Here is a 12,861-nt window from a genome sequence, read left to right as displayed (position 1 = left end):
CCCCCATGAGCCGTCATCACGAAGGGACCCCACCGTGTCCGCCACTGCCGGCACCCCCGTGAGGAGACCACTGCGCGCGCTCCTCACCGCGCTCCACGCAACGCTGGTGGCGCTACTCGCCGCCGCCCTCCTCGCCGCCCCGCAGGCCTCCGCCCGCGAAACGGCCGCACCGACCGCGACACTCACCGAGATCACGAACTTCGGCACGAACCCCAGCAGTCTTCAGATGTACCTGTACGTCCCCGAGACCGTCACGGAGCACCCGGCGATCCTCGTCGCGGTCCACTACTGCACCGGTTCGGGACCGGCGATGTACTCCGGCACCGAGTACGCCTCGCTCGCCGACCAGTACGGGTTCATCGTCGTCTACCCGTCCGTCACCCGCGCCAGCAAGTGCTTCGACGTCGCCTCGCCCCAGGCCCTGCGCCGCGGCGGCGGCAGCGACCCGGTCGGGATCAAGTCGATGGTCGACTGGACGGTGAACACGTACGACGCCGACACCAGCCGGATCTTCGCCACCGGCATCTCCTCCGGCGCGATGATGACCAACGTCCTGCTCGGCGACTACCCCGACGTGTTCGCCGCGGGCGCCGCGTTCTCCGGAGTGCCGTTCGGCTGCTTCGCCACCACCGACGGCTCCGAGTGGAACAGCGCCTGCGCCCAGGGCACCATCACCCACACCGCGCAGGAGTGGGGCGACATCGCCCGCGCCGCTTACCCCGGCTACACGGGCCCCCGCCCGCGCATGCAGCTGTGGCACGGCACCGCGGACGACGTGCTGCGCTACCCCAACTTCGGCGAGGAGATCAAGCAGTGGACGAACGTCCAGGGCGTGAGCCAGACCCCGGCCGCCACGGACACCCCGCGGTCCGGCTGGACCCGCACCCGCTACGGCGGCACCGGTGACCAGGCCCCCGTGGAAGCCATCAGCCTCCAGGACGTCGGCCACAACCTGTACAGCTACGGCGTCATGGGCCCGATGGCGATCGCCTTCTTCGGCCTCGACGAGGGCGGCACCGCCCCCCAGCCCCCGGCCGGCCCCTGCAAGGTGACGGTCGCCACCAACGCCTGGAACACGGGCCTGACCGCCAACGTCACGATCACCAACACCGGTACGACGACCGTGAACGGCTGGCAGCTCGCCTTCACCCTGCCCACGGGGCAGACCATCACCAACGGCTGGAACGCCACGTACGCGCCGAGTTCGGGCGCGGTGACGGCGACGAACGCCTCGTACAACGCCACCCTCGCCCCGAACGCGAGCGTGACGATCGGCTACCAGGCGACCCACACCGGCAACAGCGCGGCGCCGGGCGCCTTCACCCTCAACGGAACGGCCTGCACGACCGGTTGACGCGAGCACGAGGGCGGCCGGGGTCGAACCTCCGGCCGCCCTTCGACGAGTCAATAGGGCAGCAGCCGTCCCGACGGCGTCCTGCGGTCGATCTTCTCGTCCCGGGGCGCGGCGGGCCGCCGGGTGACGCGGATGCGGGTCTGGCGGATCATGGCGTCCTCCTCGTGCCTGATACGACCAGCCTCGCCGCCGGGGCGTCCCGATACATCGTGCCGACGGAGGCTTCGCCATCGGCCTTCGGGGAGTAGCCGCCGGGGGAGTCGTACTCCCCGGGGATGACGCTGACCCTTCCGGGGTGCCGGGGTGGCAGGCCGTCCCAGGGCCGGCAGCCCCGCGCCGCTCAGACCGACCGGTGATACTGCTCCGGCACTCGCACGTCCCCGCCCAGTTCCCGCGCCGCCTGCCGTGCCCACGACGGGCTGCGGAGGAGCTCGCGGCCCAGCAGTACGGCGTCGGCCTCGCCGTTGACCAGGATCTTCTCGGCCTGCTCGGGCTCCGTGATCATGCCGACCGCGGCGACCGGGAGGGAGGTCTCGGCCTTGACCCGGGCGGCGAAGGGGACCTGGTAGCCGGGGCCGGTCGGGATGTGGACGCCCGCGGCGTTGCCGCCGGTGGAGACGTCGAGGAGGTCGATGCCGTGGGCCTGGAGGTCGGAGGCGAGGCGGACCGTGTCGTCGGGCGTCCAGCCGCCCTCGTCCAGCCAGTCGGTCGCCGAGATCCGGAAGAACAGCGGCTTGTCGTCCGGCCACACCTCCCGTACGGCGTCCACGACTTCGAGAGCGAAACGGGTGCGGTTCGCATACGAACCGCCGTACTCGTCGGTCCGCCGATTCGAGTGCGGGGAGAGGAAGTTGGCGATGAGGTAGCCGTGCGCCCCATGGATCTCGGCGACTTCGAACCCGGCGGCGAGCGCCCGGCGAGCCGCGTCCGCGAACTGCCGGACGATCTCCTTGATCTGAGTGACTGTCAGCTCGGTCGGTACCGCATGCCGCTCGTCGAAGGAGACCGGGCTCGGCCCCAGCGGCTGCCAGCCGAGCGCGTCGGGACCGAGCGGCGCACCGCCCTTCCACGGCTGGTCCGTCGACGCCTTGCGGCCGGCGTGGGCGAGCTGGATCCCCGGGACCGTGCCCTGCGCCACCAGGAAGCGGGTGATGCGGCGGAACGCCTCGACCTGGGTGTCGCTCCAGATCCCGAGGTCGTACGGCGAGATCCGGCCCTCGGGGCTGACCCCCGTCGCCTCGACGATGATCAGCCCGGTGCCGCCCGCCGCCCGCGCCCCGTAGTGCGCGAAGTGCCAGTCGTGAGGCGCCCCGACGTCCGGGCCCTCGGGCGCCGCGGAGTACTGGCACATCGGCGGCATCCACACCCGGTTGGGGATCGTCAGATCGCGCAGGGTGAAGGGCTCGAAGAGGGCGCTCACGGCGGGCTCCATTCGTCACGTCGGCACGGGACCGGTGGTCGACTCGTACGATAGGCATCGTAGTACGGTGGATGTCAAACTACGATGTCCTTCGTACAATGAGGGTTCCCGAAGAAGTGGAGCCGCCGTGACCTCCCCCGCCGTCAGCAGCCGTGTCCTCCCGCACCCGGCGCGCGAGGAGATCCGGCTGGAGCCGATCCTGCACGCGCTCTCCGACCCGATGCGGCTCCAGATCGTGCGAGAGCTCGCCGCCGTCGGCGACGAGCTCACGTGTTCGCAGTTCGAGCTGCCGGTCACCAAGTCCACGAGCACGCACCACTTCCGGGTGCTGCGCGAGGCGGGGGTGATCCGGCAGATCTACCGGGGCACGGCCAAGATGAACGGCCTGCGCAAGGACGACCTAGACGACCTCTTCCCGGGACTTCTCGACGCCCTCCTCGGCGCCGCCGGCCGGCAGGACATCCGGCTCGGGAGCGCCTGAACCGGACTTCGAGGGAAGGTGGTTGAACAGCAGGTTCAGCACGATCGCCGTCAGACAGCCCGCGCTGATACCGCTGTTCATCACCGTCTGGAACCAGTCGGGGAACTTCTCGTACACCGTCGGCACCCCGACCGGCAGCATGCCCATCGCCACCGAGACGGCCACCACCGTCAGGTTGTTGTTGCCCTTGAAGTCGACCTGCGCCAGCGTCCGCAGCCCGCTCGCCGCGACCGTCCCGAACATCACCAGACCCGCACCGCCCAGCACCGGCGCCGGAATCGCGGCCACCACCGCGCCCAGCTTCGGCAGCAGGCCGAGCAGCACGAGGATGCCGCCCGCCGTCGCCACGACCCAGCGGCTGCGGACCCGGGTCATCCCGACGAGGCCGACGTTCTGGGCGTACGCCGTGTAGGGGAAGGTGTTGAAGACACCGCCGAGGACGGTGGACAGACCGTCGGCGCGCAGACCGTCCGCGAGCGAGCGCGGCTCGACCTTGCGGTCCGTCATCTCGCCGACCGCGATCAGGTCACCGGTCGTCTCGGTCATCGTCACCAGCGCCACGACCAGCATCGACGCGATCGCCGACGCCTCGAAGGTGGGCGCGCCGAAGTGGAACGGCGTACTGATCCCGAGCCAGTCCGCGTCACCGACCCCGTCGAAGTCCGTGAACCCGAACGGCACGGCCACCGCGAGTCCCACCACGATGCCGATCAGCACCGCGATCCGGCTCAGGAAGGCGGGCGCGAAGCGCTGTACGGCGAGGACGACGACGAGTACGAACCCGGCGAGCCCCAGGTTCTTCGGCTCCCCGAACTCCGGTGAACCGACCCCGCCCGCCGCCCAGTTGCCCGCGACCGGGAGCAGGGAGAGGCCGATGATCAGGATCACGGTGCCGGTGACGAGGGGCGGGAAGAAGCGCAGCAGCTTTCCGAACACCGGTGCAAGCAGCATGATCGCGAGTCCCGCGACGATCACCGAGCCGTAGATCGCGGGGAGTCCGCCGCCGGTGGTACCGATCAGGACCATGGGGGACACGGCGGCGAACGTACAGCCCTGCATGATGGGGAGCCGCACGCCGAAGCGCCAGAAGCCTATGCACTGGATCAGCGTCGCGATGCCGCACACCAGGAGGTCGGCGGTGATGAGGTAGGCGAGGTCGGCGGGCGACAGTTTCATCGCGCTGCCGACGATCAAGGGGACGGCCACGGCTCCGGCGTACATCGCGAGGACGTGTTGGAGGCCGAAGGCTGCCAGTTGGCGAGCGGGTGGGACTTCGTCTACGGGGTGTACCGGAGCGGTTGTCGTCATGTGGGGGACCGTAGGCTCCTTGAACAGTTTGTTGATTTCTGGGGCGTTGCTGCTTCGTTTCCGTGTGCGGCGGTCATCAGGGACTGCCAGTCGGGGAGCTTCACCACCCCTCTGCCCAGTGATGCCCCCAGCTCCGCCTCCGCGCGCTCGATCGCGCGCCAACCCGCCCACTCCACCGGCCTGACCCCATCCGCCCGCAACGCCACCAGCGGATCAGCGGTCAGGCCTTCGCATACGAGACTCCCCGCGTCCTCCAGCAGCGACGTCACCGTCTCCTTCGCGCACGGCCGGTTCGTGCCGATGACGCCCGTAGGGCCCCGCTTGATCCAGCCGGCCACGTACTCACCCGGCGCGACGACCCCCTCGCGCAGCACGCGCCCCGCGAGATTCGGCACCGTACCGGTCGTCTCGTCGAACGGCAGTCCCTCCAGGGGCACCCCGCGATATCCCACCGACCGCAGCACCAGCTGGGCCGGGATGTCCTCGTACTGGCCCGTGCCGGTCACTCCGCCCTGTCCGTCCGGTGCCGTTCGTTCGAAGCGGACCCCGGCCACTCGTCCCTCCGAGGCGAGCAGTTCGGCGGGGCGGAGGAAGAAGCGCAGATGGATGCGGCGCGCGGCGGATCGCCCGGGGGTTTCGGCCCAGCCCCGTAGTACCTCCACATTGCGGCGCTGGGGGGCAGGCAGTCCAGCGGGGTCCAGGTACGCCGGGTCCAGTGCCAACTCCTCCGGATCCACGGTCACTTCGGCATCCGGCAGGCCGCCCAGCTCGCGCAGTTCCTTCGTGGTGAAGCGGGCCTGGGACGGGCCGCGGCGGCCCACCATGTGGACCTCGTTCACCCGGCTCGCCGCCAGGGCGTCGAAGGCCGCCTGGGGCATGTCGGTGGGGCTCAGTTCCGCCGCGCCGCGGGCCAGCATGCGGGCCACGTCGACCGCTACGTTGCCGACGCCGATGACCACCGCCGAGCGGGCGCCGCGTACGAAACCGTCGTCGACGGCGTCGGGGTGGGCGCTGTACCAGGAGACGAACTCGGTCGCCGACCAGCTGCCCGGCAGATCCTCGCCGGGAATGCCCAGGTGGCGGTCGGTGGCGGCGCCGACGCAGTACACGACCGCGTGGTACAGCTCCCGCAGGCGGGCGGCCGGCACTCCGTCCCCGCCGACCCGGACGCCGCCGAGGAAGCGCACCCGTTCGTGTTCCAGCACGGTGCGCAGATTGTTCTGGAGGGACTTGATCTTCTCGTGGTCCGGTGCCACGCCGTAGCGCACGAGTCCGTACGGGCACGGCAGCCGGTCCAGGACGTCGACGCGTACCGAGGGGTCGAGCTGGACGAGGCTCTGGGCGGTGTAGCACCCGCTCGGCCCGGAGCCGACGACGGCGACACGAAGCACGGCGGTGCTCCTTACCCGAGGGGATCAGAGGAGATCGCTGATGTCTCCAGCATCGCACCGTCGCTGCTGCGCTGACAGGGTGCTGTACGCACCCGGGGGCGCGTGTCCGTTGGTATGGAAAGTGATCATGCGGTTACTTTGCGTGTGTGCTAGAAGCATCGTTTCTTAATCTTTCTGATCGTTGCCCGACGGACGGTGCCGTGTCCGTGTGGCCCGCGTGGGAAGTGCAGGAGAGCGAGGGCGCGACCTCGTGGTTCAACGTCCGGCTTGCCTTCACGGACGGCGCCCGGGTCGACGCACTCGCCGTGGTGGCCGACGGGCATGTCTCCCTGGAGGACGTCCGGGCCCAGCCCGCGCTCTGTCTCGACGACCTCGCGGTGCTCGCCGACTGGATCGAGGGGCCGCTCTTCGAGGCCTGCGGTGTGGCGCCCGAGCCCGACGAGGAGGAGCCCGCCGGTGGGCGCCGGGCCCGGCCCGCGTGGCCGCGCGGGGTCGAGGGCCGCTGGCTGGTCGCGCAGGAGTACCGCGCGGCCCAGGAGGACGGCGCGGATCCGGTGCTCGCGGTGATGTGCGCGACCGGGCACAGCCGTCGCAAGTCGCTCAGGATGATCGCGCAGGCCCGCGACGCCGGTTTCCTGGCGCCGCGTCACGCCCGGCGCTGAGCAAGGCGGTTGGCGCCTTTCCCTCGTCTTGCCCTCGCCTCTCCCTCGTCTCTCGCCGATCGATACCGCATGTTCTGCATCCGGCTGATCTCGGCCGTCTGCTGGGCGACCACGTCGTCGGCCATCTCCTCGATCCGGATGTTGTTGCCCTGCCCCTTCACCTCCGTGGCCATGGTGATCGCCCCCTCGTGGTGGGTGATCATCAGGGTGAGGAAGAGCTGGTCGAACGCCTTCCCCTTGGCCGCGCGCAACTTCTCGATCTGCGCCTCGGTGGCCATCCCGGGCATCGAGGCGTGGTCGTGCGCCGCGCCCTCGTCGTCCTCCACGGCCTTGCCGTACGACTTCAGCCAGCTCTCCATGGCCGTGATCTCCGGCCCCTGCGCCGCCGCGATCCGCTCGGCGAGCTTCTTGACCTGAGTGGACTCGGCGCGGTCCGGGGCGAGTTCGGTCAGTTCCAGGGCCTGCTGATGGTGCTGGATCATCTGCCGGGCGTACGACACGTCCGCCGAGTTGGGGGAGTCGTCCTCGGCGCGCTGGTCCGCGGCCTCTTCGGCGGACAGGGTGCGGTTCGCCTCGCCGGGCGCGCCCGGCACGATCACCGACGGTCCGCTCGCCGCCGGTCGGTCCTCCGAGCCCGCGTCGCAGGCCCCAAGTCCCAGCACCGCGACGGTGGTTAGGGCTACCGGGGCGAAAAACTTCATTGCGATCTTGTTGCCCCCTGTTGGTATGTGCATGGTCAAGACAATACTTCGGTGGTGCGTGAACCGTTCTGAGACGAACGGAACTAGGGAGGAAACAGTGATCCTGTTGAGGAATCCCCGAACGCGGCACAGACGACTGGGAGTTGCCACGGCCGCGGCCGGACTCCTGGCCGCACTGCTGTCGGCGGGACCGGCGGCCGCGACCCCCGACCCGGGGGACGGCTCGAACACCGGAAAGGCGGTGTCCGAGAGCACCGAGGCCGAGGTCCGGGCCGCGTTGGCCGACGGCGAGATACCCGGCCAGGACGAGATCGTCCACTCCGCCAACATCGAACACCTCGCCAACTCGCCCAAGGCACTGGCGAGTCTCAACTCCGACCTGGCGTTCCAGGGCAAGTACGCCTTCTCCGGCAACTTCGACGGCTTCGTCATCTACGACATCAGCGACCCGAAGGCACCGAAGACCGTTTCCCAGGTCCTGTGTCCCGGTTCGCAGAACGACATATCGGTCTCCGGCAACCTGCTCTTCCTGTCGACCGACTCCTCGCGCACCGACAACAGCTGCAACAGCACCACGCAGCCCGCGACCGAGAAGTCCTCCTGGGAGGGCATCAAGGTCTTCGACATCAGCGACAAGACGAACCCCAAGTACGTCGCCGCCGTCGAGACCGCGTGCGGCTCGCACACCCACACGCTGGTGCCGGAGCGCAAGAACGTCTACGTCTACGTCTCCTCGTACTCGCCCAACGCCGCCTACCCCGACTGCCAGCCGCCGCACGACGGCATCTCCGTCATCAAGGTGCCGCGCGGCGCCCCCGAGAAGGCCGCGGTCGTGAGCTTCCCGGTGCTCTTCCCCGGTGACGGCCCGGACGGCGGCGGCAACCCGGGCTCGCCCACCAACCCCGGCGTCGCCAAGACCACCGGCTGCCACGACATCACGGTGCTGCCCTCGAAGGACCTGGCGGCGGGCGCCTGCATGGGCGACGGCATCCTGTTCTCCATCAAGGACCCGGAGAACCCGAAGGTCATCGACCGCGTCCAGGACAACGTCAACTTCGCGTTCTGGCACTCGGCGACCTTCAACCAGAAGGCGAACAAGGTCGTGTTCACCGATGAGCTGGGCGGCGGTGTCGGCGCCACCTGCAACGCGGCGACCGGCCCGAACCGGGGCGCCGACGGCATCTACGACATCGTCGGCAAGGGCGACGCGCGCAAGCTCGTCTTCCGCAGCTACTACAAGATCCCCCGCTACCAGGCCGACACCGAGAACTGCGTGGCCCACAACGGCTCGCTGATCCCGGTCAAGGGCAGGGACATCATGGTCCAGGCCTGGTACCAGGGCGGCGTCTCCGTCTGGGAGTTCACCGACTCCTCGAAGCCCAAGGAGATCGCCTACTTCGAGCGCGGCCCGCTGACCACCGACGCCATCACGGTCGGCGGCTCCTGGTCGGCGTACTACTACAACGGCTACATCTACTCGAACGACATCGCCAAGGGCTTCGACGTCCTGAAGATCAAGGACCGGCGCACGGACCCGGCGAAGTGGGTGCGGGCGCACGAACTCAACGTGCAGACGCAGCCGGACTACTTCGACTGACCCTCCGGCACGGTCCCGGTCGCGAAGAACCGCGACAGATCCGTGTCGGCCGTCCCGCCGGACGCCTCCTCGGCGTCCGGCGGGACGCCCAGTTCCCAGTCGAGGCGGTAGCGCTTGAACAGCTCGGCCCGCAGCACCCGGATGGGCATCGGGGCGCCGGGCACCAGAGCGGCGTAGACCGAGCCCATGAGCAGGGCGCGCAGCATCGGATAGTCGGCGTCGACGTCCTCGGAGCCGTAGCGGCCGACGGTGTCCCGCAGCAGCTCGGCCAGCCGCCGCTGCTCCGCGCACGGCATGAACCCCTCGGCCTGGAGCAGCCCCGCCATGTGCTGCCGCATCAGCACGGGCCGGCTGCGCGCCAGCCCCAGGATGGCGTCGATGGCCCGCGCCATCCGCTCCTGGCCGTCCTCGGTGTGCGGCTCCCGCTCCAGCGCCTCCTCCAGCGTGCGGTTCATCAGCCGGTGCACGGCGGACTGCACGAGCTGGCGCTTGCCGGGGAAATAGTACGAGACCAGCCCACGCGCCGAGCCCGCCCGGTCCGCGATGTCGCCGAGCGTCGTCGACTCGTACCCGTGCTCGGAGACCAGCTCGACCGCCGCCTGGAGAAGCCGCTCCCGGGAACGCCGCCGCAACTCTTCATTGACCGAGGCGCTGCGCGGGGACATGCTGTAACTCCTGCGTTGACTGGCTATCAGCCAACTATACTCAACGCGTCCGGACCGGCCGAGGAAAGCCGCTGGTCGGGGCTGCCGTCTGCCCTGGGCGACGCGGGGGATCGTCCAGGGTGGGCGGGTCTTCCCGCCCCGATGGTGGCCTGAGGCTACTGGGCGGCGATGTCCTTCCGTACCCCGTTCACGAGATCCAGCACCGGCAGCAGTCCGTCCGGCCGCTCGGCCACCGGCAGATGCTCCACGAAGTGCACCCCGCACCCGAGCGCGGCCGCACCGCCGTCGGCCCGCCGGTCGTCACCGACCATCAGCGTCCTGGCCGGATCCGCCCGGAGGCTCTCGCAGGCGGCTGCGAACAGCCGCGGGTCGGGCTTCTGCATGCCGTGCTCGTACGACAGCACGTACGCGTCGACATACGGGTCGATCCCGTGCTCCCGGAACACCGGCCGCAGATCCCACCCGATGTTGCTCACGACGCCGACGCGGATCCCGTTCTCCCGCAGGGTCCGCAGCACCTCGGCGGTGTCCGGATAGGGCTGCCACGCGGCGGGGGACCTGTGCCGGTCGTAGAGATGGTCGTGCAGCCGCGGGTCGGGCAGCGGCACCTGCCGGGAGAGCCCGGTGTAGGTCGCCCGGTGCAGCTCGGCGCTCTCGTCCCGGGTCGCCCACAGGCCGGCCAGCTCGTCGGGCACACGCAGCGGATTCGCCCCGCCCGGCAGCGCGCCCGCCGCCTCCAGGGCCTTCGCGGTCCCGGCGATCTCCGCCTCGGACAGGGTGATTCCGGCCTCGGTGAGCGTCCCGCGCAGCCAGGACTCGGTGGACTCGATACGGAACAGGGTCCCGGAGAAGTCGAACAGCACAGCGATCATGCGGAGATCCTACGAGTCGGGTTCCCGGTCGACCGGTGCGTTCCGGTGTCCGTGCACCGCCACCGCCAGGGCCACCACCAGCGCCCCCAGCAGCCACCCGCCCACGACGTCCGAGGTCCAGTGGACGCCGAGCCAGATGCGGGTCAGGCCGACGCCGAGGACGGAGACGGCCGAGACGGCCAGGGCCGTGCGGAAGAGGACGCGGGGGGCGCCGTAGTGGTGGAGCAGCCAGAGGAGGAGGCCGCAGACGACCGTCGCGGTCATGGCGTGGCCCGAGGGGTACGCCGCGAAGTGGGCCGAGTCGACCGGATCCGGCCAGACCGGGCGCTGGCGGTCGACGGCGGCCTTCAGCGACTGCTGGAGGATCGTGCCCACGGCGCAGGTGACCGCCAGCCATGCGGCCGTCCACCAGGCCGAACGCCGCCACAGCAGCCACACCGCGACCACCGCGCACAGCAGTCGCATCGTCCACGGGTCCCACACCCAGTCCGTCAGGATCCGGAACGCGTGGGTGACGCCGTCCTCGTCGACCGCCCAGCGGTGGGTGGTGCGCGCGATGTCCCCGTCGACGCTCATCAGGGGGTGCCACCGGACCGCCACGAGCGTGAGCAGCAGGACGGAGCACAGGGCCAGGACACCGGCCGAGCGGACGGCGGTGCGCTGAGCCTCGGGACGGGGCGGGGCGTCGACGGGCGGGGAGTGCATACTTCGATCCTCGCCGACCGGTGGGGCAGGAGGCGAATCCCGCCCTCCGTTCCCGACTAACCGAGCGCCCGCAGCCCCGGCACGAACGCCACCAGCACCGGAACCACCGGCACCAGCGCCGCCATGGCCGTCAGCCGCAGCCGCCGTGCCGCGGTGAGCCGGTCCGGGGGAGTGAGCAACCGGTGCACCCGAGGCGGCACATGCGCGTGCGGGTCCGCGCCAGGGCCGAACACACCGCGGTCCTCGTTGAGTTCGACCAGCGCGAGCGCCGTCGTGAGGCGTCCGAAGCGGCGGGAGGCCATGTCGTCGGCGGCGAGTTCGACGAGCCGGTGCATCTCGGTACGGAACGCGGCGAACACCGGCACCTGCGGGAACCCGCCCGCGAGCGCCGCCGAGCAGTGCAGCAGCCAGTCGTGCCGGGCCTTGGCGTGCCCCTCCTCGTGCGCCAGCAGCGCGTCCAGCTGCCGCCCCTTGAGGCGCCGCAACGCGGCCGTGGTGACGACCAGTTGGGGCGCTGCCCCCGGCAGCCACCAGGCGTCAGGGCGCTCACCCTCCAGAACCGTCAGCCGCCCGGCACCGCTCTCCTCGCCGGGCAACAGCGGGGCCCGTACGAGGAGTTCGGCCCTGCGCGACCGACGTCGCGCCCGCGCCCGTACGACCTCGCGGACCAGCATCGCGCCGGTCCACACCCCGCCCAGGGCGAGCGTCACCGCGGTCGTCGCGGCCCAAGTGCCGCCCGTGCCCAGCGCGTACGCCTCCACGACCCCGCTCGGTGCCGGGGCGAAGACCTGCCCGCGCACCGCCTGCCAGGCGGCCGCCGCGCTGAGTGTCATCGACAGCGCGCAGCACAGCAGGACGGCCGCCACCGCGCACTGCCACACCCACAGGGCGACCACCGGTTCACGGTCCACCCAGTCGGCCCGGGCGAGCAGCCGTGGGGCGGCGACGGCGGTCAGGGCGCCGAGCAGCAACAGTGCCGCGGGGACCATCATGGGAGCACCCTATGAGCGGCGTACCGCCCAGGGGTACGGGCCGCCGCGGCAAAGTGACGCAGGACACGCGGGCGTTGAGAGCGTCCGCGGAGGCGTTCAGAGGGGCATCAGAGGGTCACCAGCATCGCCACCATCGCGATCCCCATCGACAGCCGGCACGCCCGCGCCAGCTCCGGCCGGTCCCCCCAGCCGACGGTCCCGCCCCCGGCGGTCACGGGCACCAGCCGGACCCCGGACAGCAGGACGTATCCCACGAAGTAGAGGAGCAGGACCCCGGTCAGCGGCGGGATGCCGCCGCCCGCGTGATGCCCGGGCGAGGCCGCCATCACCACCGCCATGTAGACCATGGCCGAAGCTCCCACGAGGTGGTGCAGATGGTGGGCGCTCGCGCGGGCCGCCCACAGGGCCCGTACGGCCGCCGCGCCGAACACGACGGCGTAGAGCGACCAGGCCCACGACGGGGGAGTGAACACCGCCGCCGGTACGGCCATCGCGGCCATCCCGAAGCCCATGAGTGCCTCGCCGCCCGCCGCGCGGCGCTGCTCCTCGACGTCGCTGCGCATCCGCAGCAGGCAGTAGGCCCCGGTCGCCGCACACAGCGCCACCAGCAGCCAGCCGGGCGAAGCCGGTCCGTGCACACGCACCTCCCCGCTCGACGGTCGGTCAGGGATGCGATGCCCCGGCACCGTGGCGCGCACGCAGGCGCAGGGGTG

General features: G+C 70.9%; 13 protein-coding genes. 4 read left to right on the top strand and 9 right to left on the bottom strand.

All coding sequences use genetic code 11. The features are described 5' to 3' along the window. The first annotated feature begins 34 nt into the window (after positions 1 to 34). Complete coding sequence (locus tag ABZ928_RS28725) at positions 35 to 1,354, top strand: PHB depolymerase family esterase (protein ID WP_361524942.1); 1,320 nt, start codon at positions 35 to 37, stop codon at positions 1,352 to 1,354. Positions 1,355 to 1,694: 340 nt separating this feature from the next. On the opposite strand, the gene ABZ928_RS28720 is transcribed toward ABZ928_RS28725, so the two are convergent. Beyond that, complete coding sequence (locus ABZ928_RS28720; protein WP_361524939.1) at positions 1,695 to 2,774, bottom strand: NADH:flavin oxidoreductase/NADH oxidase; 1,080 nt, start codon at positions 2,772 to 2,774, stop codon at positions 1,695 to 1,697. Positions 2,775 to 2,901: 127 nt separating this feature from the next. On the opposite strand from ABZ928_RS28720, the gene ABZ928_RS28715 reads away from it, so the two are divergent. After that, positions 2,902 to 3,255 carry a helix-turn-helix transcriptional regulator gene (locus ABZ928_RS28715; protein ID WP_361524936.1) on the top strand — a complete coding sequence of 118 codons (354 nt, stop codon included), beginning with the start codon at positions 2,902 to 2,904 and terminating at the stop codon, positions 3,253 to 3,255. Here ABZ928_RS28715 and ABZ928_RS28710 read toward each other — a convergent pair. Continuing rightward, positions 3,175 to 4,563, bottom strand: a complete 1,389-nt coding sequence (locus ABZ928_RS28710) for a nucleobase:cation symporter-2 family protein (RefSeq protein WP_361524934.1) — start codon at positions 4,561 to 4,563, stop codon at positions 3,175 to 3,177. The genes ABZ928_RS28715 and ABZ928_RS28710 overlap by 81 nt on opposite strands. After that, on the bottom strand, positions 4,560 to 5,954 hold the full coding sequence (locus ABZ928_RS28705) for an FAD-dependent oxidoreductase (protein WP_361524931.1): 1,395 nt from the start codon (positions 5,952 to 5,954) through the stop codon (positions 4,560 to 4,562). Before ABZ928_RS28705 ends, ABZ928_RS28710 begins: the two co-directional genes overlap by 4 nt. 200 nt (positions 5,955 to 6,154) lie before the next feature. On the opposite strand from ABZ928_RS28705, the gene ABZ928_RS28700 reads away from it, so the two are divergent. After that, entirely contained in the window at positions 6,155 to 6,616 is a 462-nt protein-coding gene (locus ABZ928_RS28700) for a DUF6214 family protein (RefSeq protein ID WP_361524928.1), read from the top strand. Here the strand turns inward: ABZ928_RS28700 and ABZ928_RS28695 are convergent. Further along, positions 6,601 to 7,317, bottom strand: coding sequence for a DUF305 domain-containing protein (locus tag ABZ928_RS28695; RefSeq protein WP_361524926.1), 717 nt, complete (start codon positions 7,315 to 7,317; stop codon positions 6,601 to 6,603). The two genes, ABZ928_RS28700 and ABZ928_RS28695, sit on opposite strands and share 16 nt — an antisense overlap. Positions 7,318 to 7,414: 97 nt before the next feature. Here ABZ928_RS28695 and ABZ928_RS28690 point away from each other — a divergent pair, with 97 nt between their 5' ends. After that, positions 7,415 to 8,914, top strand: coding sequence for a hypothetical protein (locus tag ABZ928_RS28690; RefSeq protein WP_361524923.1), 1,500 nt, complete (start codon positions 7,415 to 7,417; stop codon positions 8,912 to 8,914). Here the strand turns inward: ABZ928_RS28690 and ABZ928_RS28685 are convergent. The 5 genes from ABZ928_RS28685 to ABZ928_RS28665 all read right to left on the bottom strand — a co-directional run bounded on the left by ABZ928_RS28685 (position 8,902) and on the right by ABZ928_RS28665 (position 12,786). Continuing rightward, a complete protein-coding gene (locus tag ABZ928_RS28685; RefSeq protein WP_361524920.1) occupies positions 8,902 to 9,579 on the bottom strand; it encodes a helix-turn-helix domain-containing protein in 678 nt (225 codons plus the stop codon). The genes ABZ928_RS28690 and ABZ928_RS28685 overlap by 13 nt on opposite strands. Positions 9,580 to 9,734: 155 nt before the next feature. After that, positions 9,735 to 10,451, bottom strand: coding sequence for an HAD-IA family hydrolase (locus tag ABZ928_RS28680; protein WP_361524917.1), 717 nt, complete (start codon positions 10,449 to 10,451; stop codon positions 9,735 to 9,737). Positions 10,452 to 10,460: 9 nt separating this feature from the next. After that, the gene (locus tag ABZ928_RS28675) at positions 10,461 to 11,156 is read right to left on the bottom strand and encodes a phosphatase PAP2 family protein (protein ID WP_361524915.1); all 696 of its coding nucleotides are present in this window, start codon (positions 11,154 to 11,156) and stop codon (positions 10,461 to 10,463) included. Positions 11,157 to 11,212: 56 nt separating this feature from the next. Further along, the gene (locus ABZ928_RS28670; RefSeq protein WP_361524912.1) at positions 11,213 to 12,148 is read right to left on the bottom strand and encodes a M56 family metallopeptidase; all 936 of its coding nucleotides are present in this window, start codon (positions 12,146 to 12,148) and stop codon (positions 11,213 to 11,215) included. Between the two features lie 107 nt (positions 12,149 to 12,255). Beyond that, positions 12,256 to 12,786: a DUF5134 domain-containing protein gene (locus ABZ928_RS28665; protein WP_361524910.1), complete on the bottom strand. Its 531-nt coding sequence runs from the start codon at positions 12,784 to 12,786 to the stop codon at positions 12,256 to 12,258. Between the last annotated feature and the right edge of the window lie 75 nt (positions 12,787 to 12,861).

Origin of the sequence: Streptomyces sp. NPDC046909 (assembly GCF_040644695.1) — a bacterium.
Classification (GTDB): Bacteria; Actinomycetota; Actinomycetes; order Streptomycetales; family Streptomycetaceae; genus Streptomyces.
The sequence above is the reverse complement of the archived record's forward strand: the minus strand, read 5'-3'. Positions and strand labels throughout refer to the sequence as shown.

Coding starts and splice junctions, on each gene's coding strand:
- ABZ928_RS28710 (WP_361524934.1), bottom strand. CDS start 4,563: ATGACGACAACCGCTCCGGTACACCCCGTAGACGAAGTCCCACCCGCT.
- ABZ928_RS28695 (WP_361524926.1), bottom strand. CDS start 7,317: ATGAAGTTTTTCGCCCCGGTAGCCCTAACCACCGTCGCGGTGCTGGGA.
- ABZ928_RS28685 (WP_361524920.1), bottom strand. CDS start 9,579: ATGTCCCCGCGCAGCGCCTCGGTCAATGAAGAGTTGCGGCGGCGTTCC.
- ABZ928_RS28680 (WP_361524917.1), bottom strand. CDS start 10,451: ATGATCGCTGTGCTGTTCGACTTCTCCGGGACCCTGTTCCGTATCGAG.
- ABZ928_RS28675 (WP_361524915.1), bottom strand. CDS start 11,156: ATGCACTCCCCGCCCGTCGACGCCCCGCCCCGTCCCGAGGCTCAGCGC.
- ABZ928_RS28670 (WP_361524912.1), bottom strand. CDS start 12,148: ATGATGGTCCCCGCGGCACTGTTGCTGCTCGGCGCCCTGACCGCCGTC.